General features: G+C 64.1%; 19 protein-coding genes. 3 read left to right on the forward strand and 16 right to left on the reverse strand.

Annotation, left to right across the window (positions count from 1 at the left end; genetic code table 11):
• Positions 1-58: 58 nt before the first annotated feature.
• From AC1DTQ_RS00370 to AC1DTQ_RS00385, 4 genes are all read right to left on the reverse strand, one after another.
• Positions 59-937: a polyprenyl synthetase family protein gene (locus AC1DTQ_RS00370; RefSeq protein ID WP_477847079.1), complete on the reverse strand. Its 879-nt coding sequence runs from the start codon at positions 935-937 to the stop codon at positions 59-61.
• The gene (locus AC1DTQ_RS00375) at positions 927-1187 is read right to left on the reverse strand and encodes an exodeoxyribonuclease VII small subunit (RefSeq protein WP_477847081.1); all 261 of its coding nucleotides are present in this window, start codon (positions 1185-1187) and stop codon (positions 927-929) included. The genes AC1DTQ_RS00370 and AC1DTQ_RS00375 overlap by 11 nt, the downstream gene beginning before the upstream one ends.
• A gap of 45 nt (positions 1188-1232) precedes the next feature.
• Positions 1233-2543, reverse strand: a complete 1311-nt coding sequence (tilS, locus tag AC1DTQ_RS00380; protein ID WP_477847083.1) for a tRNA lysidine(34) synthetase TilS — start codon at positions 2541-2543, stop codon at positions 1233-1235.
• Between the two features lie 68 nt (positions 2544-2611).
• Positions 2612-3358, reverse strand: coding sequence for a tetratricopeptide repeat protein (locus AC1DTQ_RS00385; RefSeq protein ID WP_477847085.1), 747 nt, complete (start codon positions 3356-3358; stop codon positions 2612-2614).
• A gap of 140 nt (positions 3359-3498) precedes the next feature.
• Here AC1DTQ_RS00385 and lepB point away from each other — a divergent pair, with 140 nt between their 5' ends.
• On the forward strand, positions 3499-4047 hold the full coding sequence (lepB, locus tag AC1DTQ_RS00390; protein ID WP_477847087.1) for a signal peptidase I: 549 nt from the start codon (positions 3499-3501) through the stop codon (positions 4045-4047).
• Between the two features lie 21 nt (positions 4048-4068).
• On the opposite strand, the gene AC1DTQ_RS00395 is transcribed toward lepB, so the two are convergent.
• From AC1DTQ_RS00395 to AC1DTQ_RS00410, 4 genes are all read right to left on the reverse strand, one after another.
• Entirely contained in the window at positions 4069-5028 is a 960-nt protein-coding gene (locus AC1DTQ_RS00395) for an acetyl-CoA carboxylase carboxyltransferase subunit alpha (protein WP_477847088.1), read from the reverse strand.
• A gap of 267 nt (positions 5029-5295) precedes the next feature.
• Positions 5296-8850, reverse strand: a complete 3555-nt coding sequence (gene dnaE, locus AC1DTQ_RS00400; protein WP_477847090.1) for a DNA polymerase III subunit alpha — start codon at positions 8848-8850, stop codon at positions 5296-5298.
• A gap of 77 nt (positions 8851-8927) precedes the next feature.
• Positions 8928-9263, reverse strand: coding sequence for a hypothetical protein (locus tag AC1DTQ_RS00405; RefSeq protein ID WP_477847092.1), 336 nt, complete (start codon positions 9261-9263; stop codon positions 8928-8930).
• Between the two features lie 88 nt (positions 9264-9351).
• The gene (locus AC1DTQ_RS00410) at positions 9352-10002 is read right to left on the reverse strand and encodes a DUF1232 domain-containing protein (protein WP_477847093.1); all 651 of its coding nucleotides are present in this window, start codon (positions 10000-10002) and stop codon (positions 9352-9354) included.
• 146 nt (positions 10003-10148) lie between these two features.
• On the opposite strand from AC1DTQ_RS00410, the gene AC1DTQ_RS00415 reads away from it, so the two are divergent.
• Positions 10149-12374 carry a tetratricopeptide repeat protein gene (locus AC1DTQ_RS00415; protein WP_477847095.1) on the forward strand — a complete coding sequence of 742 codons (2226 nt, stop codon included), beginning with the start codon at positions 10149-10151 and terminating at the stop codon, positions 12372-12374.
• On the forward strand, positions 12358-12612 hold the full coding sequence (locus tag AC1DTQ_RS00420) for a hypothetical protein (protein ID WP_477847096.1): 255 nt from the start codon (positions 12358-12360) through the stop codon (positions 12610-12612). The genes AC1DTQ_RS00415 and AC1DTQ_RS00420 overlap by 17 nt, the downstream gene beginning before the upstream one ends.
• Here AC1DTQ_RS00420 and AC1DTQ_RS00425 read toward each other — a convergent pair.
• From AC1DTQ_RS00425 to AC1DTQ_RS00460, 8 genes are all read right to left on the reverse strand, one after another.
• Complete coding sequence (locus AC1DTQ_RS00425) at positions 12609-13229, reverse strand: ribonuclease HII (protein ID WP_477847097.1); 621 nt, start codon at positions 13227-13229, stop codon at positions 12609-12611. The two genes, AC1DTQ_RS00420 and AC1DTQ_RS00425, sit on opposite strands and share 4 nt — an antisense overlap.
• Entirely contained in the window at positions 13226-14485 is a 1260-nt protein-coding gene (lpxB, locus tag AC1DTQ_RS00430) for a lipid-A-disaccharide synthase (RefSeq protein ID WP_477847098.1), read from the reverse strand. The genes AC1DTQ_RS00425 and lpxB overlap by 4 nt, the downstream gene beginning before the upstream one ends.
• The gene (lpxA, locus tag AC1DTQ_RS00435) at positions 14482-15273 is read right to left on the reverse strand and encodes an acyl-ACP--UDP-N-acetylglucosamine O-acyltransferase (protein ID WP_477847100.1); all 792 of its coding nucleotides are present in this window, start codon (positions 15271-15273) and stop codon (positions 14482-14484) included. The genes lpxB and lpxA overlap by 4 nt, the downstream gene beginning before the upstream one ends.
• 2 nt (positions 15274-15275) lie before the next feature.
• Positions 15276-15731 (reverse strand): 3-hydroxyacyl-ACP dehydratase FabZ, encoded by a 456-nt coding sequence (fabZ, locus tag AC1DTQ_RS00440; protein ID WP_477847102.1) that lies wholly within the window; start codon positions 15729-15731, stop codon positions 15276-15278.
• Positions 15732-15733: 2 nt separating this feature from the next.
• Complete coding sequence (gene lpxD / locus AC1DTQ_RS00445) at positions 15734-16750, reverse strand: UDP-3-O-(3-hydroxymyristoyl)glucosamine N-acyltransferase (RefSeq protein WP_477847104.1); 1017 nt, start codon at positions 16748-16750, stop codon at positions 15734-15736.
• Positions 16751-16843: 93 nt separating this feature from the next.
• Positions 16844-19288 (reverse strand): outer membrane protein assembly factor BamA, encoded by a 2445-nt coding sequence (gene bamA, locus AC1DTQ_RS00450; RefSeq protein WP_477847106.1) that lies wholly within the window; start codon positions 19286-19288, stop codon positions 16844-16846.
• A gap of 119 nt (positions 19289-19407) precedes the next feature.
• Positions 19408-20769: an RIP metalloprotease RseP gene (rseP, locus tag AC1DTQ_RS00455; protein WP_477847108.1), complete on the reverse strand. Its 1362-nt coding sequence runs from the start codon at positions 20767-20769 to the stop codon at positions 19408-19410.
• Positions 20762-21967 (reverse strand): 1-deoxy-D-xylulose-5-phosphate reductoisomerase, encoded by a 1206-nt coding sequence (locus AC1DTQ_RS00460; RefSeq protein ID WP_477847110.1) that lies wholly within the window; start codon positions 21965-21967, stop codon positions 20762-20764. Before AC1DTQ_RS00460 ends, rseP begins: the two co-directional genes overlap by 8 nt.
• Between the last annotated feature and the right edge of the window lies 1 nt (position 21968).

Here is a 21968-nt window from a genome sequence, read left to right on the forward strand (position 1 = left end):
CGCTCCCACAATGGGGATGGTCGCTCCGATGCGCTGCGGAAGCCTTCAGGGCGTCGTCTTAATGCGTGCGGTGAATCGCCAATTTCCCCAGCGCCCACAGCGCGGTGGCGTGTTCGCGGAAAGGCGCTAGTGCATCGTGCATGACCATGTCCAGCTCGACCAGCTTGGCTTTCGCGCCCTCCATACCCAGCAATGCGGGATAGGTCGATTTGGCCTGCGCTGCATCCTTACCGCTGGTCTTGCCCAGTTGCTGCGAGTTCGACTCCACGTCCAGGATGTCGTCGCGCACTTGGAAAGCCAGGCCCAGCGCGTCGGCGAAAGTATCCAGCAACTTGAGCGTTCCTTCATCGATGCTGCCGCCCATCGCCCCCATGCGCACGGAGGCTCGGATCAGCGCGCCGGTCTTGAGGCGGTGCATGCGCTCCAGATCCGCGAGCGTCTGCATCTGCCCGGTGGCGTCGACATCCAGGGCCTGACCGCCGCACATGCCGCCTACTCCGGCAGCGCCACTTAACGCGCGCAGCCAGGACACGCGTAGTTCCGAGGCAACCGGCGCTTCGGCCAGCATCTCGAATGCCAGCGACTGCAAGGCGTCGCCCGCCAGAATCGCGGTGGCTTCGTCGAAGGCGACGTGGACGGTGGGACGGCCGCGCCGCAATGCGTCGTCGTCCATCGCCGGCAGGTCGTCGTGCACCAGCGAATAAGCGTGGATCAGTTCTACCGCCGCAGCAGGCGTGTCCAGCCAGCGTTCGTCCGTGCCGAACACCGCCCCGGTGGCGTAGACCAGCATGGGGCGTATTCGCTTGCCTCCGCCCAGCACCGCGTGGCGCATGGCCGCATGCAAGCGCTGCGGAGGCAGCGAAGCAGAAGGCAGGGCGTGGCCGAGTGCGGTTTCGACGCGTTGGGCCCAGCGGATGAACGGTGCGTCAGTTTCCATCAGGCAGCGGCGCAAAGGGTTCGGCCGCGTCGGGCTGTTCCGGATCGCTGAGCAGGCGCACACGCAATTCCGCCTGTTCCAATGCGGCCTGGCAACGGCGATAGAGACCCACCCCGCGCTCGTAGGCGGCCAGCGACTCTTCCAGGCTCATTTCGCCTTGTTCCATTTTTTCCACCAGAAGTTCCAGTTCGTCCAGCGACTGTTCGAAATGGGCGATCGGCGAAGCTTCGGGGGAGGGTTTGCGTGGCATGGGGGAAGTTTGGGGACGCGGGGGGGATAGGTCAATGCACGCCGTTCATGCCTGGCGCGCCCAATGCAGGCGGGCGCCCGATTCGCGCAACCACGCATCGAAACCGGCGGAATAAGCCAAGTCAGCGACCGCCACCAGCTCGCCCGCGCCATTCGACAGCAGCGGCAGGGCTTCGCGCTCCCAGGGCGGCACTCCGAGCTCCTGCAATACGTTCTTGAGCGTGTGCGAGTGTACGCGGCCGGGCAGGGCGATGCGCTCGCCGCCTTGGCGCGCGAACACGCGCAGGGGCGACGGAAACGAGGCGGCGCCCTGCAATTGAAGAAGATCGCCTCCCGGAAGCGGCAGCGGCGCCTGCCCGCTCCACCCGACGCTCCATTCGACCGGCAACGGTTCCCGCCGCCTTTGCGCGTGCAGCAGGTCGCGCCAACGCTCGATCACTCCATCGCGCCATTCGAACTTGGCGCGGGCATCCGCACGCGCCGGCAGCAGGTCGGTCTCTATCTGCCCAATGCCTTCACCGGGTAGCGGCGGCAAGCCGAGCTCGTCGATCCAGCGACGCAACGCGCGCGCGCGTCGCGGCGCCGGCAGCTCCAGTAACGCATGCACCGAAAGCGAACGCGGATCGCTCGTGCGTGCCATTGCCAACGCCAGCGCATCCTCATGCCCCAGCAATTCGACGGCGTCCGCGCTCAGTATGGCGCTGCGCGTGAAAGCGCCATCGGCCTGCGGCCAGCGTTCGCGCAACAGCGGCAGGACGCGCTGGCGGAGGAAATTGCGGTCGTGGCGGAGGTCTTCATTACTGGGGTCTTCCAGCCAACCCAGGCCGTGCTGCTCCGCGTAGGCGAGCAGGTCGCTGCGCGGCGTTTCCAGCAACGGACGCCAGTGCCAGCCCATGGCGAATTTCCGCCACGGCCGCATCGCAGCCAGTCCATCCGGTCCCGATCCACGCAGCGCACGCAGCAGGAAGGTTTCGGCCTGGTCGTCGCGATGGTGCGCGGTGATCAGCACTTCGCCTTGCTTCAGCGCGCTTTCGAAGGCGGCGTAACGCGCCTTGCGGGCGGCGGCTTCCAGTCCCTCGCCGCCGTCGCGGTCCACTTCTACATTGAGAACGGTCAGTGCCACGCCAAGCGAATCGCAAAACACCGCGCATCGCATCGCCCATTCATCGGCGACGGATTGCAGGCCGTGATGCACGTGCATGGCGCGCAGTCCCTGTTGGCGAACCAGCGGATCCTGCGACAGCGCATGCAGCAGCACAGTGGAATCCAGCCCGCCGCTGAGCCCTACCAGAAAGGGCGCGGGACGCCCGGGGCGCAAGGCATCGCGAAGGACTGCAGTGGTGTCGACGGCGGTCATGTGCGCATGCTAGCGGTTGCGTTGGCGGCGTGCTGCGAACGATCATCGGCCGCAGTGACCCGGACGACTCAGCGCAAGCTCGCCAGCTCGCGTTTGGCCGCGTCGATCCACTCGCGTTGTTCACGCTGGTAGTACTTGGGTGCGGCGGCAGAGCGAGTCAGTATCTCGTTGAATACTTCCTTCGCCTTTTTCGGATCGCCGCTGCGCACCAGCAGCGAACCGTAGCGCGCCCGCGCTTCCTCTCCCGGATATCCCTGCACGACATTCTCGTATTCGTGCAGTGCGGCCGACATATCGCCGCTGGCTTCGACCGTGCGTGCGTAGAGCAGATGCCCGTCCTTCGACCGGTAGTCGGGATTGGCCGCGATCAGCGCATCCAGCGTTTGCCGAGCCTGTTGCGCTTGGCCCAGACCGAACTGTGCCTTCGCCAGCCCCATCATCGTCTCCGGGTCGGTTTCGTAAAGACCCTTTAGAGCACCCTTATAAAGTTCGGCCGCCTGCTGGAAGTCGCCGCTCACCAGGCTTTCCTCAGCCAGGCGACGCCGGTTGGCCTGCGTATCGGAAAGTCCGAACTGACGGCTGGCGTGGCGTTTTTCGCGTTCGGGATCGATCTTCGCGGCGACCTTGCGCACCACGCGCCTGGCGCCCGGATCGTTGCGCATTCCGGGCAGGATCTCGGCGAAGAAATAGATCGCCACCGCGATATACGAGAACACCAGCAGGATGAAGATCCAGTACATCGGTCGGCCGGTGCGGATCACGTGCACGCAGCAGGCGATCTGGAGGACGATGGAGAGAAGGAGTATTGGGCTCATGGGTCGGTCGAATGTGATCGGATAAGTGCCGTGCGTATTTTACGGTGCGAAGCCGTGGCCATGTCCGGTCGGTCGCAAGAACGGGTGTGGACGGACCCGGCCGCCGTCGGGCATCCTTCCCCGATACGACAGGGGAAGTCATGACGAAGTTCAGACGCTGGGTTGCCAGGTTCCTGATGGTTTTGGCGATTGCGATACCGCTGGGGGCGATTGCTCTCTATGTCATCAATCCGTTCGGTGCGAATTCCTACGACCCGCGTCAGCGGATCATCGGCTACTCGCCATACCGCGTTCCTGCGAGGTCAATGGCGCCAACGGTCAATCCAGGCCAGATCGTAATCGTGCGTGCCGGCTACTATCGCAGGCACCAACCGCTGCGTGGAGAGATTGTCGTTTTCCTTCACGAGGGAGATGGCAACTCATGGATAAAGCGCGTGGTCGGTTTGCCTGGCGAAAGCATCGCCATTGAGGACGGAGTCGTTCGCATCGATGGCCGCGAGCTGGTCGAAAGCTACGTGGCTCCGGAGAATGCAACTACCGAGTACTCCCGCGAAATGGCGTCGATCGAAGTACCGCAGGACTCTTATTTCCTGCTAGGAGACAATCGCGACAACAGCGAGGACGCCCGCATATTCGGCGCGACCAAGCGAGAGGCCCTGAGTGGCAGGGTCGTGTTCACCATGAAGTGAGTCACGCCCCATCGCTCACGCTCAAGCCGCTTCGTACGCGCCGTAACCGCGCAGCCGCTGGTACCGCTGTTTCAACAACTCATCCATCGGCAATTGCTCCAACGCATCCAGTTCGTTGAGCAGCACGGCCTTCAATCGCGTGGCCATCTGCCGTGGATTGCGGTGCGCGCCGCCGATGGGTTCGCGCACGACCTTGTCCACCAGGCCGAGCGAGAGTAGGCGCTTGGCGGTGATGCCGAGTTGTTCGGCGGCATCCTTGGCCTTGTCGGCGGACTTCCACAGGATCGATGCGCAGCCTTCCGGCGAGATCACCGAATAAGTGCCGTACTCCAGCATCAGTGTGCGGTCGCCCACGCCGATGGCGAGCGCGCCGCCGGAACCGCCTTCGCCGATCACCGTGCAGATGATCGGCACTTTCAGTTCCGCCATTTCCATCAAGTTGCGGGCGATGGCCTCGGACTGGCCGCGTTCCTCCGCGCCCACGCCGGGATAGGCGCCCGGAGTGTCGATGAAGGTCAACAACGGCAGCTTGAAGCGCTCGGCCAGCTTCATCAACCGCAGCGCCTTGCGATAGCCCTCGGGGCGCGGCATGCCGAAGTTGCGTGCGATCTTGCTCTTGGTGTCGCGGCCTTTCTGATGGCCGATGATGACCACGCTGCGCCCATCGATGCGTCCTAGCCCGCCGACGATGGCGGCGTCATCGGCGAAGGCGCGGTCGCCGGCCAGTTCCTGGAATTCATCGCAGAACACGCGGATGTAATCCAGCGTGTACGGCCGTGCCGGATGCCGGGCCAGTTGCGAGACCTGCCAGGGCGTCAGGTCGCGGAAGATCTGGGCGGTGCGGACGCGGAGTTTGTCCTGCAGCGCATGCACTTCGGCATCGACGTTGACCGCCGGACCAGCGCTGGCGCTGCGCAGGTCCTGGATCTTGGATTCCAGGTCGGCGATGGGCTGTTCGAAATCCAGGTAATTCGGGTTCATTTATGGACTGCGGACCGGAAAGGAGGGGAGTTTAGCCGAAGCGGGGCGAGGAACCCGTACGGGTGGGTAGGGCGAGGGCTTTTCCTTCTCCCACCGGCGCCCGTAGGGTGTGCAAGGCTGAGAAGGTGCCCGAAGGGCGAATGAGGGCGTGACAATCCCGCCCACGGCAACTATCCGTCAATCTGAAAACCCACGCCCTCATCCGTCGCTTCGCGCCACCTTCTCAGCCTTGCACACCCTACGGGCGCCGGAGGGAGAAGGAAAAGCTCAGTTCGCCCAAGGCCTTGAGATAGCGACCTTGACCGTGCGCACACCTGGATGGGCCCGCAGCGCGTCCAGCAGCTCCGTGTCCACACGCACCGACTTGGGACCGTTCAAATCCAGTACGCCTGCCACGCCGCGTTCGCCGGATTTCAGCAACAGGTCCAGACGCAGAGGCGTCGCTCCGGGGCGATGCTTGGCCAGCAAGGCATCGATGCGATCCCATAGACCCGGTACCCGCATGTCCAACCGTAGCGACAAGCGCTGGGCATGGTTGGCGCAAAGCTGCGCGTAGTCCCAGCACTGGCGAACACGCAGGCTGAAGCCGCCGCTGAACTCATCCTCGCGCAGGCCACCTTGGATCACCAAGATGCGGTCGCGGGTCAGCAGGGGCGCCATTTGCGTGTAAGCCTCGGAAAATACGCTGCACTCGATGCGACCGCGGCCGTCCTCCAACTGCACGAAAACCTGGCTGTCGCCCTTGCGTCGCAGCGCGACCACTTGGCCGGCAATGACCACGCCGACTTCGGGGCGCCAGCCCTTCTTCTCGCTTTGAGGCGCGCCGCTCCACAGCTTGTCGAGCTCGCCGAGATCCGTGCCGACCAAAGCGCGCAGGTCATCGCGGTACGGATCCAGCGGATGGCCGCTGAGATAGTGGCCCAGCGTTTCGCGCTCGCCTGTGAGTTTCTGCGAAAGCGGCCACTCGTCCACTTCGGTCAGCAGCACTTCCAACGCGGGCGCCGCGTCGCCACCGCCGAACAGCGACACTTGTCCGGCATCGCGCTCTTTCGCAAGTTGGTCGGTGGCTTTCACCACTTCCGGAAGTTGCAGCATCAGCGAGGCGCGGTTCTTGCCCAGTGCATCCAGCGCGCCCGCATTAACCAGGGCTTCTAATGCGCGGCGATTGAGTTTCGACGAGTCCACGCGCTTGCAGAAATCCAGCAGATCGCGGAAACCGCCGCCGCGTGCGCGCTCGGCGGAAATGGCTTCGCAAGCGCCGCGGCCCACGCCCTTGATCGCGCCCAGCCCGTAGCGCACGGTGCGCGCGTCGTTGGCCACGAACATGTATTCCGACGCATTGACTTCCGGCGGCAGCACGTCGAGCTTCAACATGCGGCACTCGTCCAGGAAGCCGACCACCTTGTCGGTGTTGTCCATGTCCGAGGACAGCACGGCCGCCATGAATTCGGCGGGGTAATGCGTTTTCAGCCACGCAGTCTGGTACGACACCAGCGCATAGGCGGCGGCGTGCGACTTGTTGAAGCCGTAGCCGGCGAACTTCTCCATCAGGTCGAAGATGGAATCGGCTTTGCGGCCGTCGATATCGTTCTTGCCGGCGCCTTCGCGGAAGATTTCGCGATGCTTGGCCATTTCCGCCGGGTTTTTCTTGCCCATCGCGCGACGCAGCAGATCCGCGCCGCCCAGCGAGTAGCCGCCGACGATCTGGGCCATGTGCATGACCTGTTCCTGGTACACCATGATGCCGTAGGTGTCGCGCAGCACCGCTTCCACGCGCACGTCCGGGTACTCGATGTCCTGGCGTCCGTGTTTGCGCTCGATGAAGTCCGGGATCAGGTCCATGGGGCCGGGACGATACAGCGATACCAGCGCGATCAAGTCCTCGAAACGGTCGGGCTTGGCACGCTTCAGCAGCTCGCGCATGCCGCGCGATTCGAACTGAAACACCGCGCCGGCCTCGCCGCTGGCGAACAGATCGTAGGTCGCTTTGTCGTCCAGCGGCAGCGTGGAAATATCCAGCGCATCCTTGCCTTCGGACGTGCGACGCACGTTGATGGCCTTGACCGCCCAGTCGATGATGGTGAGCGTGCGCAGACCCAGGAAGTCGAACTTGACCAGGCCCACCGCTTCCACATCGTCCTTGTCGAACTGAGTGACCGGCGAACGGCCCAGGCCGTGACCATCGTGTTCGGCGAACAGCGGGCAGAAATCGGAGAGCGGCGAAGGCGCGATCACCACGCCGCCGGCGTGCTTGCCGGCATTGCGGGTCAGGTCTTCCAACTGGCGCGCGAGATCGAGCAGGTCGCGCACATCGTCTTCGTCGCGATAGCGGTCAATTAGCTCCTGCGAGGCCATCGCGCCGCTGCCTTCGCCCATCGCATCGGCAAGGGTGATGCCCAAGGTCATGGGGATCAGCTTAGCCACGCTGTCGACGAAGCCGTACGGGAAACCGAGCACGCGCCCCGTATCGCGTACCACGGCCTTAGCAGCCATGGTGCCGTAAGTGATGATCTGGCTGACGCGGTCGCGGCCGTATTTGGCCGCCACGTAGTCTATGACTTCGTCGCGGCGGTCCATGCAGAAGTCGATGTCGAAGTCGGGCATCGACACGCGTTCGGGGTTGAGGAAGCGCTCGAACAGCAGGTCGTAGGGAATCGGATCCAAGTCGGTGATGCCCAGCGCCCAGGCCACTAGCGAACCCGCACCGGAACCGCGGCCCGGCCCGACGGGAATGCCGTGGTCCTTGGCCCAGTTGATGAAGTCGGCCACGATCAGAAAGTAGCCGGGGAATCCCATGCGGACGATGACGTCCAACTCCAGGTCCAGGCGCGCGCGATAGCTTTCTTCGGTGTGCCCAGCAGCCAGCGGGTTCTTCAACAGGCGTTTGTCCAGACCGGCGTGCGACTGGCTGCGGATCCAACTGTCGAGCGTTTCGTTGCTGGGCACCGGATACGCGGGCAATGCGTACTGGCCCAGCGTCAGTTCAAGATTGCAGCGCTGGGCCAGCGCGTAGGTGTTGTCGATCGCGTCGGGTATGTCCGCGAACAACGCCGCCATTTCATCGGGCGATTTCAGGTACTGCTCGGGGCTGTACTCGCGCGGACGCTTGGGATCGTCCAGCACGCGGCCGGTGGAAATGCACACGCGCGCTTCATGCGCGTCGTAGCCTTCGCGGTCGAGGAAACGCACATCGTTGCTGGCGATAACCGGAAGTCCGCGCGCGGCGGCGGCGTGCAAGGCGAAGGCGTTGAACGCGTCTTCGCCCTCGCGCTGGGTACGGGTGATTTCGAGATGCAGGTTTTCGCCGAAGCTGCGCTGCAGATCGGCGAGGTGCTGTTCGGCATGTTCGTGGCGTCCGCCAGCGGCGAGCCGTCCTGCATAACTATGGCGGCCGGCGATGGCGAACAGGCCTTCGCAGTCCTCGCGCAGCCATTCGGGCGTGATCGCCACGCCGTCCAGGTGGTGGCCTTCCATCCAGGCGCGAGTGAGCAGGCGCGACAGCGACAGGTAGCCGGTGTGGTCGCGACAGAGCAAGGTGAGCTGCCAGGGGCTTTCCTTGCCGTCGACGATGCTGAGGTCGGCGCCCGCGATGGGTTTGATGCCCACCGATTCGGCGGCTTTGTAGAACTTGACCAGCGCGAACAGATTGTTGCGGTCGGTCACCGCCAACGCCGGCAGCTTCATTTCCACCGCGCGACTCAGCAGATTGGGCCGTTTGGCCTTGTCCGGGCGCGCCTCGTCGGGCTTTTCGGGCACGCGGATGGTCGAATCCGCGAGCGAGAATTCGGTGTGCAGGTGGAGGTGGATGAAGCGGGAAGACATACCGCTAGCAGGGTAGCGGGAGGGGTGGGGTGGAACAAGGCTTGACAGGTGGGCGTCGACGCTTCGCCCTTGTCGTGTCAGGCCCCGAAGCGTCTGGCTGTCGCTGGTCTGGGCTCACGGCGTGGCCGCTGCCACTCCAGCGGCGCGATTTCCTGCTGACCGGTCCGGCGATAGAGCAGATAACGCGCGATTTCCTCGGCCAGCGTCGCCCAGGCGCATTCGCTGGCGCAACCCTTGCCGGCGGCGCTGACCAGTATCTGCAGCAGCTGGTCGCGCACAACGGGCGCGCATGACCAGCGGCGATCGGCCAGCATCGACCTCAGCAGTTGCAGGCGATCATCATCCTGGTCCTGGCCTGACGTGCGCCGATGTTCGGGTCGGCGCGTATTGGCCGACAGGTATGCGATGGACATGACGAATCCCTCTGCTTGATTCCGCTGGCCGCCCCACGCTTGCTGGGGGCGGCCAGGAACAGGAATTTCAAAGTGCCGCATTGCTTGCTCAGTGGACGCGGAAGAGTCCGGCGACATTCGGCACATAGCTGCTGGTGCGTACGCGACGCTGGTGTTCGCGCAACCCGGCCTCGGCGCGGCGTGCGACTTCCCAGTCTTTCCGGTCGAAACGGAACGTCTCTATCTCCTTCTGGTGCAGACGCGCTTCTATCAGCCGCAGGCGGCAGAAGTCCTGATAGCTCAGTACTTCGCCCGCCAGTCGCGGCCAGGCGGCTTCGACGACGATGGCGTCGTCCAACTGGCCTACCTGCGGGATCCAGTCGGGGATGAGGTCGTTGTGTCCGTTGAGGTAGTCCAGTACGGCGCCGGCCGGCGCGACGACCTCATTGGCGGGCTGCCAGCCGTAGTCGGCGAGCATGCTCGCCAGCGACTCGGCCTGGGCGAGCCGCTGGCGGATGCAGGTGGGGATGGACTGCGAGCCGCAGGAATCGGCCAACAGGCGCGCTGCGGTTACGACCTGGTCGCAATCCAGCGGGGTCCGGTCGTCGGTCAGCGTGAAGAGCAGGTGATTGAACCGTTCCATGTCCAAAGTGCTGAGACGGAAGCTCCCGATCCGGCGGCGGCGGCTAGGGCGGTTGGGGGTGGTACCGGACAACAGCACCTGTGGCAGGGATTCGATGTGATTGGCGTTGGTGGACATGATGGGTCTCCGGTAATGGATGCTGGGAAAGGCACCTGGTTGGGTGCGTGGTCAGCTTCCGCCGGGTCGGTGGGTGGGTCATGATGCGGATACGAAGCTTCCGCCAGCTTTTCAGCTGGATTGCGAGGTTTCCATGAGGAATTGCAGTGGAGTCCGATTCGGGCACTAACGCAGGTACTCAGGGGGCAGAGCGATACCGCTTCGGCGACATCGTCGTGGATGCGGTCGCGTACACGATCAGCCGCAACGGTCAATCGGTGGCGGTGGAACCCAAGGCCTTTTCCGTACTGCTGGTACTGTTGCGCCGCGCGGGCCAGCTGGTTTCCCGGGACGAATTGCTGGATGCCGTATGGGGGCATCGCCATGTCACCCCGGGTGTCCTGACCCGCGCGATCGCACAGCTGCGCAATGCGCTGGAAGACCACGCGGAAGAACCGCGCTATATCCTGACCCAGCACGCGGTCGGTTACCGGTTTATCGGCAATCTCGTCGACGATCCGCCGGTGCTGCAAGAGACGCCGATCGAGCCTCCAGTACAGAGGGAGCATTCGGGTGTTTCCGGCACTGAGCCTGCCTCCTCCGTGGAGATGGACCGACCCGATGCGATTCCGATTCCTTCCTCCGGCCAGAGCTGGTGGAAATCTCCGCTCCCATGGTTGCTGACTGCAGCGCTTTCGCTCGCGTGGCTAATCCGCGACCGCATACCGGAACAGCCCACGCCCGCACAAGCTTCCATTGCGGTCATGCCTTTCACGAACCTTGGAAGCAACAAGGAAGACGACTATTTCGCCGAAGGCCTGGCGGTGGAAATGCATGATGCCCTTGCCGGTGTGGAGGGGCTCAAGGTCGCCGCGCAGATATCGTCGGCGGTGGCCACTGCGCAGGGTTCCGACGTGAAGTCGCTCGGCAGGAACCTGGGGGTAGCCACCGTGCTTTACGCCAGCGTGCGTCGCGAAGGGGAACGTGTGCGCATCAATGCACGCCTGTCCGACACCTCCACGGGTTACACCCTGTGGAGTCACAGCTACGACCGTCGGCTTTCGGATGTGTTCGCCACCCAGGTCGAGATCGCCAACGAAGTCGTGCAATCCCTGATGGACGTGCTTCCCCAGCAGCGCGAAGCGATCGAGAAACGGCTGACGCCGACCAGGAGCGCCGCCGCGTTCGATGCCTATCTGCGTGGGGTGGCGCAATTGCTGCGGCCTGCTGTCGGTGGCGACGCGCGGAACGCGGTCGCTTTCTTCAACCAGGCGTTGTCGGCTGATCGAAAGTTCTCTCGTGCGCAGGCGGGAATCTGCCGGGCCGAAGTCGCCGATTTCATCGACCGCCACGATGCAGCTGCCTTCGGTCGCGCGCAGACGAGCTGCGAACGGGCGCGCGGAATGGATCCGGGATTGGGCGAAGTCAATCTCGCCCTGGCCGAGTTGCACCATGCCGATGGCGAGTATGGGAAGGCGGTCGAATACTTCACCAAGGCGGAGTCGGATCCGGCCAGCCGCCCCGCGGCCTACGTCGGCATCGCCATCGTGCATGCCGAGCAGGGGCGGGAGGCGCGGGCGCTGGATTATTTCAACCGCGCGTTGGCGCTGCGCCCAGGCAATGCCCGCATCCATGCCCAGATCGGCTACCAACATTTCCTGGCGGGGCGCCTGCCCGAAGCCATCGCCTCCTATCGCAAGGCGGTCGAGCTACAACCCGACGACGTGGATCTGTGGAGTTATCTCGGTGGCGTGTATTTGACCGCAGGGAGGGTTCCCGAAGCGGCGGACGCGCTGAAGCGGTCCATTGCCATAAAGCCCAGCTATGCGGCGTTGACCAACCTCGGCGAGATCGAATACTTGTCCGGCCGCTATGCCGAAGCCGTGCAACTGCAACGGCGCGCAGTGCAGCTGGATCCGTCGGATCACACGACCTGGGGCAACCTGGGGCAGGCGCTGCTGGCCGACCCGGCCACCGCAGAGCAGGCGCCTGCGGCGTTCCGTGAGGCGACCAGTCGCGCACAACGCTATATCGAGATCAAGACCGACGACGCCAAGGTCGTTGCGGCGCTGGCCTGGTATCGCGCCAATCTGGGCCAATTGTCGTTGGCACGGCAACTGATCGTCCGCTCCGAGGCGCTAGGCGGCGAGCCTGGCGAAGTGGCGTTGTTCAATGCACAGACTTTAGCCCTCCTAGGTGAGTTCGATCAGGCGCGTCGCCGCGTCGCCGCCGCCCGTGCCGCCGGCATCGTCGAATACCGGATCAACGGAAATGCCGCTCTTGGCCGCGTTGTCGCTGTTGCCGGCACTGCGGATACAAGCAAGACCCGAGTACCCGCCCCGAGCACCCGCAACGGGCTCACACCAGGAGAACGAGATGGCCATCGAAAATGAAATCGCGCATGAGCAACTGGTTCAAATCCCGCTGGAGGGCGGAAAATTCATCGACATCCGAATCTCGATCGCTTCCGTCCCGAAGGTAGGACCCGGGCCGAGGCCGGGCCTGACGGACATGCTGCTGATGCGGCGAATCGACGAAAATCAGGCGCTGATCATCAGCGCGGAACTGAAGCAAGGCGAGGCCGCTGCCATCGTGGTGGGCGGTGGAGGGCCGCCGACAGGAGGCAACTAGCGGTGGAGGGCTTGGCGCACCGGCGCGAAGCTGCGCCGGTGTTGCGGACAGGGGCCGTGCTCGGTCAGGGCGGACAGATGCGAGGGCGTGGCGTAGCCCTTGTGGGCGGCGAAGCCGTAGGCGGGGAATTCATCGTGCATGGCGACCATCAAACGATCCCGGGTGACCTTGGCCAGGATCGAAGCGGCCATGATCGAGCGATCCAGGCGGTCCCCACCCACCAGAGCTTCGGCGCGGCACGGCAATCCCTTCGGCAATGCGTTGCCGTCGATGCGCGCCAATCCTGCGACGTGGGCCACACCCTCCACTGCAAGCCGCATGCCCAGCATGGTGGCCTGGTAGATGTTCAGCCGATCGATCTCGTCGGCTTCCACCAGCACAACGTGCCAAGCGAGCGCGCGTTCGATGATGCGCGAGCACAGCGTTTCGCGCCGCGCCGCATCGAGTAGCTTGGAATCGTCCAGTCCGTTGATGCGCGGGCGGGCAGGGTCGAAGACCACCGCCGCGACCGCTACGGGACCGGCAAGCGGCCCGCGACCGGCTTCGTCCACGCCGGCGATGAGCAAGGGGCCGACGACGCCAAGCGCCGCAGGAAAATCGAGCGGGTGCTGCTTCACGGCCTAGCGTCCTTCGGCAACAACCCCGCGATGGCGTCGGCCGCGCGCGCCGAGGCATCCTGGCGCAGCGTTTCGTGCAGCTCGCGATAACGCGGTTGCAGCGCGCCGGTGATTTCGGGATGCTGGAACTGGTTCAACACGGCCGCCGCCAGATTCTGCGGCGTGCACTCGTCCTGCATCAGTTCCGGCGCCACGTCAGTCCCGGCCAGCACGTTGGGAAGCGCATAGCGCTCCACTTTAAGCATGCCGAACGCTTTGACGATGCGGTAGGTTAAAGGCGCCACTTTATAGCCGACCACCATCGCGCGCTTGGCCAACATCGCTTCCAAAGTGGCGGTGCCGGAGGCCAGCAACACCACATCGGCCGCCACCATCGCCTCGCGTGCGCGGCCATCGGTCAGCATCGGGGGCACAGGGAATCCGGTTTCGGCGATCAACGGTCGCAGCGCGTCCCGGCAAGCGGCATTCGCGGCGGGCACCACGATCTGCAAATACGGAACGGATTCGGAAACGATCCGCGCGGCTTCCAGGAAGACCTTGCCGAGCCGCCCGATCTCCCCCAGCCGGCTACCAGGCAGCACCGCCAATACCGGTGTGTAGGCATGCAGGCCTAGCGACTCGCGCGCTGCGGCCTGATCGGGCTCGATTGGCATCTCGTCAGCCATCGGGTGGCCAACGAAACGCGCATCGATGCCGTGGCGCGCGTAGATCGGCGGTTCCATCGGAAACAGGCACAACACCAGATCCGCACTGGTGCCGATCTTCTCCGCTCTTTTTTCGCGCCAGGCCCATACCGAAGGACTGACGTAATGCACGGTGCGCACGTCGCGCTGCTTGAGCCAGCGTTCCACGCCCAGATTGAAGTCCGGCGCATCGATGCCGATGAAAACGTCGGGATTCCATGCCAGCGCGCGTTCGCGGAACCGGCGTCGCAGCTTGAGCAGACGCGGCAAGTGGCGCAGCACTTCGGAAAGACCCATCACCGCCAATTCGCCTGCGTCATGCCAGATGTCGCAGCCTGACCGGCGCATCGCATCGCCGCCGATGCCCGCGAATTCGGCGTCGGGAAAGCGCTTGCGCAGTTGTTCGATCAATCCCGCGCCCAATGCGTCGCCGGAAGTCTCGCCCGCGACCAGCACGATGCGCTTGGGACGCAGTGCGGCGTTCCGGAGCGTTTCGGGCGAAGCGGCCAGATCGGACAGGGTCGGCGACCGTTCGCCCGCTGCCGTGGAAACGCCTTGCCGCCAGCCGCTCATCGCAACAGGGGCCGTTCGCCGCTTTCGATGAAATCCAACAGCGCGCGCACGTCCGCGCTGTCGCGCGCCTGTTCGGCCAGTTGTTGCTTGGCTTCGGCCAGCGGCAAGCCCGCGATGTATAGAGTGCGATAAGCGCGTTTGATCGCGCTGATGCGGGCGGCATCGAAACCGCGGCGCTTAAGGCCTTCGCTGTTGATGCCGCGCGGGCGGCCCTGGGCCTCGGTCGCCACCATGGTGTAGGGCGGCACGTCGCCGCTAATCAACACACCCATGCCGAGGAAGGCATGGGCGCCGATCCGGCAGAACTGGTGCACGCCGGCGAAGCCGCTCATGATCACCCAGTCGCCGATCTGCACATGGCCGGCCAAAGTGGAGTTGTTGGAAAACACGCAGAAGTTGCCGATCTTGCAGTCATGCGCGACGTGCGTGTAGGCCAGCAGCCAGTTGTCGTCGCCGATACGGGTGACCCCGCCGCCGTCGCCGGTGCCGCGGTTGACGGTGACGAACTCACGGATGGTGTTGCGGTCGCCGATGACCAGTTCCGTACGCTCGCCCTTGAATTTCTTGTCTTGCGGATCGCCGCCTATCGCCGCATGGCCGATGATGTGGTTGTCGCGCCCGAGTCGGGTGGCGCCGGTGATGCTGCTATGCGGCCCGATCACGCAACCGTCACCTATTTCCACGTCGGCGCCGATACTGGTGAACGCACCGATGCGAACGCCCGCGCCCAGCCTGGCGGCCGGGTCGATCGATGCGCTGGGGTGAATAAGCGTCTCGCCAGCGGCCATGGTCAGCCTCGATCCTCTGCGCACAGCACTTCGGCCGATGCCACTTCCTGGCCATCCACTCGGGCGATGCCCTCGTACAGCGCCATGTTTCTGATCAAGCGCTTAAGGGTGACGTCTAGATCCAGGCGATCGCCGGGCACGACCATTTTCTTGAAGCGGGCGTTGTCCACCTTGACCATGTAGAACATGCGGCCGGCGGTCTGGCCATCGTGCGAAAGTTGGGTCAGCAGCCCGCCGGCCTGCGCTAAGGCCTCGATAATCAGCACGCCCGGCATGATCGGCTTGCCGGGGAAGTGGCCGGTAAAGAAGGGTTCGTTCTGGGTAATATTCTTGTAGGCCAGGATGCGCTTATCGCGCTCCAATTCCACCACCCGGTCCACCAGCAGGAACGGGTAGCGATGCGGCAGCAGTTTCTGGATACCGGCGGCATCGAGGGGGAGTTGGAAGGATTGGGTCATGTTCATTCCTTGTCGGTGGACAGGATGCGACGGGCCAGCGCATCGAGTTGCTTGAAACGTGCGGCGTTCTTCCGCCAGCTTCGGTTGTCGGTTAATGGCGTGCCCGAGGAGTATTCGCCCGGTTCGCGGATCGAATGGGTGACCAGCGACATCGCGGTGATCGTCACCTTGTCGCATATTTCCAAATGCCCCAGAACGCCGGCGGCACCGCCGATCAGGCAGTAGCGGCCGATCTTGGCGCTGCCAGCTGCTGCGCTGCAGCCAGCCATCGCCGTATGCGCCCCGATATACACGTTGTGTCCGATCTGGATCTGGTTGTCCAGGCGCACGTCTTCCTCCAGCACGGTGTCGCCCAGCGCGCCGCGATCGATGCAGGTGTTGGCTCCGATTTCGCAATCGTCGCCGATCACTACGCCGCCCAGTTGCGGCACCTTGATCCAGTGGCCAGCGTCCATGGCCAGACCGAAGCCATCGGCGCCCAGTACCGCGCCGGGGTGGATGCGCACGCGTCGTCCCAGACGCACTCGCGTCACCAGGGTCACGCGCGCGATCAGCTCGCTGCCTGCGCCGACCTCGCAATCCTCGCCGATCACGCAGCCGGGCCCGATCACGCAGCCCTCGCCGATGGAGCTATTGGCGCCGATTACCACGAAAGGACCGATATGCACGCCGTCCGCGATTCGCGCAGCGGGATCGATTACCGCCGACGGATGGACGCTGGCATCGCGAACCGGCTGGCGGTCGAACAACGCGGCGATTTTGGCGAAAGTGGTGTACGGATCGCGGGCGATCAGCACGGTGCCGGGAGCTGCGGCGGCGTCTTCCTCGCGCAGCACCACGACGGAGGCATTGCTTGTCGACAGTTGGTTGCGATAACGCGGATTGGCGAGAAAGGTCAGCTGGCCTTCGCCCGCGCCAGCAAGGGTGCCTACACCACGTATGGGCAGGCCGCCATTGCCGCGCAAGGCCAGGGCGTAGCGTTCGGCGATCTCGTCGGCAGTGATGCTGAAGGTGTCCACTGGGCGCAGTTTAACGTCTTGGGCGTGGCCGCGTAGAAGAAAGGCCCGGGGTTGCCCGGGCCTTGAGGGGATGCAGCGTCGGCGCAGCGGTCTTCAGAACGCGCCGCCGAAGGTGAACTGCAGGCGCTCGATCTCGTCGTCGTCTTCCTTGCGCAGCGGGAACGCGTAGCTGATCGAGATCGGTCCGACCGGCGCGCGCCACAGCAGGGAAATGCCAGTGGAGGCGCGCAGTTCGCCCGCGTCGAAGCTGTCGGTATCGGCGAACACGTTGCCGAAATCCACGAACGCCGAGACGCGAGCGGCCTTGGAATCGAACAGCTTAGGGAAATACATTTCCAGCGAGCCGGTAGTCTTCAGCGCGCCACCCAACGGCTGGCCCCTGAAGCCGCTGGTGGTTTCAGAGCGCGGTCCCAAAGTGTTGTCGCGGAAGCCGCGTACCGAGCGCACGCCGCCGGCATAGAAATTCTCGAAGAAAGGCAAGCCCGAGGCGGTAAGCACGGCCGTCTCCACGGTACCGGGCGCGCACTCCGCGCCCGACGCCTTGGTTTGCGGGTCGCTGGGACGGACCGCGCAAAGGCGCCGTACGCTATCGCTGCCGTAACTGTCGCCGTAACCCAGTTCGGCGCGGGTGTTCAACACCAGCGACGGACTGAGCGGCCAGTACTTGGAGAACTCGTAATTGAGCTTGTAGTACTCCACCGTGGAACCCGGCAGGGTGATCTCGGTGGAGATCCGCTGGTAGGTGCCGCGGGTAGGCATGAAATAGTCGTTGCGCGTATCGCGCGCCCAGCCCAGTTCGGTGCGCCAGGCATGGAAAGTGCGCGATCCGACGGCATCGATGTAATCGATGATCGAGTCGGGCGTGGAGCCGCGGAAGGTCAGGATTTCGTTGGTATCGACGCCGAACAACAGCGAAACGGTGTCGTTCTCGGTGATCGGCAAGCCCAATACGCCTTGCGCAGCGGCGCTGGTGGTCGAGTACTGCGCGGTATTGAAGCTGGAGTAATCGAACTCGCGCCACCACAGGTTGTAGCCCAACGACATGCCTTCATCGGTGAAGAAGGGATTGACGAAGGAGAACGAATAGCGCTGCAGGTAGTCGCTGCGTTGCGCTTCCACCGAGACCCGGTTGCCGCCGCCGAGGAAGTTGTTCTGCGACAGCTGGATCGAGGTGGTCAGGCCTGACAACTGCGAGTAACCCAGGCCGAACACGAAGCTGCCCGAAGTGGTTTCCTTGACGTTGAAGACCACATCCACTTCGTCGTTGCTGCCGGGCACCGGCGGCGTTTCCACCTCGACGGTCTCGAAATAGCCCAGGCGCTGCAGACGGATCTTGGAACGGTCGATGGCGGCCTGCGAATACCAGCTGCCTTCGAACTGGCGCATTTCGCGGCGCAGCACTTCATCGGCAGAGCGCGTATTGCCCTTGAACACGATGCGGCGCACATTCACGCGCGGACCGGGAACGACCTGCAGGTTGATGGCTACGGTGCGGTTCTCGCGATCCACTGTGGGAATCGGATTGACCTGCGAAAACGCGTAACCGATGTTGCCCAGCGTGGAGGTGATGGCGTCGGAGGTGTATTCGAGGATCGCGCGCGAGAAAATCTGGTCTTTTTTCACCAACACCAGTTTCTCGATGTCTTCCACCGGCAAAACGGTGTCGCCTGTGACCTTTACGTCGGACACTTTGTACTGCTCGCCCTCGGTGATGCCGGCGGTGATGTACATGTCCCGCTTATCGGAACTGATCGCCACCTGGGTGGAGTCCAGCGCGAAATCCACGTAGCCGCGGTCGAGGTAATAGGAGTTCAGCTTCTCCATATCGCCCGAGAGCTTTTCCCTCGAGTACTGGTCGTCGCGGCGGTACCAGGATAGCCAGTTGCTTTCCTTCGACTCCCAGTTGTCCAGGATGTCCTTGTTCTCGAACTTCTCGGTGCCGATCAGGTTGACGTGGCGGATCTTGGCGGCCTTGCCTTCCTTGACGGTGATGGTGACGTCGACGCGGTTGCGGTCCAGCTTGGCCACGGTCGGGTTGATCTCGACGTTGTACTTGCCGCGGTTGTTGTATTGCTTGGTCAGTTCCTGGGTGACGCGGTCCAGGGCCAAGCGGTCGAAGGTTTCGCCTTCGGCCAGGCCGATCTCCTGCAGTCCCTTGGTCAGGTCTTCGGTCTTGATGTCCTTGTTGCCGACCAGGGTCAATTTGTTGATCGCCGGACGCTCGGTCACGGTGATCACCAGGATGTCGCCCTGGCGGTCGAATTTGACGTCTTCGAAGAAGCCGGTCTTGTACAGCCTGCGGATCCCTTCGCCGATCTTGGTCGAGTCGACCGTGTCGCCGCGCTCGATCGGCAGGTAGGTCAGCACCGTGCCGGTGGAGATGCGCTGCAAGCCATCGATGCGGATATCGGTGGCGGTGAACGCCTCCGTGCTGGCGACCGCGGCCGGGCCGGGTTCCGTCGTCTGCGCCCATGCCGGCAAGGCGATGGCCGAAGCCAGGGCGAGGGCGAGCAGGCGGCGGGTGGGGAGTCGCGTCATCATCACATCCGATAAGGTAGGTGCGGGTGTTGCCTGCATGTGTGCAGGGGATTGCCGGAATGCTGCCGGCGGCAAAGCCAGGGAAAAGCGGGCCGGAAAAAACCGGGGAAGCAAGGCCATCAAGTCACCAGGCGGAAAATGTCGTTGTAGAACGCCAGACCCATCAGGCTCGCCAGCATGGCCAGACCCACATATTGCCCGGTGGCCATGGCGCGCTCGCTCAGCGGACTGCCTTTGACCAACTCTATAAGGTAATACAGCAGGTGCCCGCCGTCCAAGACCGGGATAGGCATCAGGTTGATGATGGCCAGGCTAAGCGACAGCAAAGCCAGGAAATACAGGAACCAGTCCACTCCGCGCTTGGCCGTCGCATTGGCCACCTGGGCGATGGTGATGGGGCCGGAGATGTTCTTGATGGACGCCTGACCCGTCAGCATGCGGCGAATCATGCCCAGCGAGCCGGAAGCCAGCTTGCCGGTTTCCCTGAATGCGGCGGGGATCGCCGCGAATGGGCCGAATTGCTGTTTGGCGTCGTAGGCCGCGGGTTTGAGCTGGGTCGGGGGGTCAATGCCCAGGGTCCAATATTCCTTGCCTGAGTCTGGGTCGCGCCACCAGACAGGCTTGATGTCGAGCGCCAGGCGTTCGCCGTTTCGCTCTACCTCGATCATGGCGACGCCGCCCTTGGTCCCCAGCTTCTGCACCAGCGGCGAAATGTCGCCGAAGCTGCGCACCGGGTCGCCATCGACAGCGGTGATCAGGTCATCCGCGACCAGTACCTTGGATGCAGGCGATCCGGGCTTGGTCGTTTTGACGAGAGCCGGGGCCAGCTGGTGTTGCCAGGCGAAGCCGGCAAGTCCAGCCACGTTCTCTTGGTCGAAGCCGGGTGGCAAGTCCGAAAGGGAAAGGCTGCGGGTGTGCTCCACGCCCAGCCGATCGGAAACCACGATCTGCGGGTCATGGCGGTCCATCGCCGCGGTGGTCATGGCCTGCAGCGCGTCGCCCCAAGTGTTGATAGTCTGGCCATCGACCGCCTGGATCCTATCCCCGGCCACGAATCCAGCCTTGGCAGCCAAGCCGCGCGCCTGACCGACCGTGGCGCTGTAGTCCTGCCGCCCGATCACGAACATCGCCCAAAGCAGCGCAACGCACAGCACCAGGTTGGCGATGGGTCCTGCCGCCACGATGGCGATGCGTTGTAACACCGGCTTGCGGTTGAAGGCCTGCGGCAGTTCGGAAGCGGGCACGTCGCCCTCGGCTTCGTCCAGCATCTTCACATAGCCGCCCAGCGGAATAGCGGCGATGGCGAACTCGGTTCCATGGCGGTCGCGGCGCAACCACAGCGGCTTGCCGAAGCCCACCGAGAAGCGCAGCACCTTTACGCCGCAGCGCTTGGCTACCCAGTAATGACCGAATTCATGGAACGTCACCAGGACGCCCAGGGCCACGATCATCCACCAGATTGAGCCAACGATGTCACTCATACGGGGAGGATGTGGCCTGTGATTGCGCTAGCTGTGAGACGGCATGTTCGGTGAGACGGCGTGCCTGCGCATCCGTTGCCAGCAGCGCTTCCAGCGACTCGGCCGGGGCGGCGGGCAACCGGGCGAGAGCGTCCTCGACCAGCGCGGGAATGGCTAGGAAACCGATTCGGCCCTGAAGAAAGGCTGAAACAGCGACTTCGTTCGCAGCGTTCAGCACGGCCGGAGCGGTGCCGCCGGCTTCCAGCGCCTGCCAAGCCAGGCGCAGACAGGGAAATGCGTCAGTGTCGGGCGCTTCGAAATCCAGCCGGCCCTGGGCCAGCAGGTCCAGTCCAGCCACGCCCGATTCGATCCGTTGCGGCCAGCCCAGGCCGACCGCCAGCGAGGTGCGCATGTCGGGCAGGCCTAGCTGGGCTAGTGTGGAACCATCCACGAATTCCACCAGCGAATGCACCAGGCTTTGCGGATGCACCAGCACGCCCAGCTTTTCGCCCGGAATATCGAATAGATGATGGGCTTCTATCAGTTCCAAGCCCTTGTTCATCAGAGTGGCCGAATCGACCGAGATCTTTGGGCCCATCGACCATTTCGGATGGGCAATGGCCTGTTCGCGCGTGACCGAGGCCAGCGAATCGCGGCTGCGTCCCCGAAAAGGCCCGCCCGATGCGGTGAGCACGATGCGCCGCACATCGCCCTGAGTCTGGCGTGAACGCAGACATTGGAAGACGGCGTTGTGTTCGCTGTCGATCGGGATGATTTCGGCATTTGCGCCGTTCGCCGCGGCCATCAGCAGCTCCCCGGCCAGCACCAGCGACTCCTTGTTGGCCAGCAACAGTCGCTTGCCTGCGCGTGCCGCGGCCAGGGTGGACCGCAGACCGGCCGCGCCGACGATCGCAGCAATTACCGTATCGCAAGCATCGCCCGCAACCAGGGCTTCAAGCGCGGCTTCTCCGGCATGCGCCTGGGTGGCCAATCCGGCATCGCGCAAACCGTCGCGCAGCGCGGCGAAACGGGATTCGTCGGCGATGACCGCGTGGGCGGGACGGTGGGTAGCGCAAAGCGCGAGCAGTGCGTCCACCTGAGTACCTGCGCTCAGCACCGAAGTCCGCAATCGGTCGGGATGGCGCGCAATCACGTCCAGCGCCGAAGCGCCGATCGAGCCAGTGGCTCCCAATACCGCAATGGTGCGTACAGACGTCATG

It is taken from the genome of Pseudoxanthomonas sp. P4_B2, assembly GCF_056402315.1.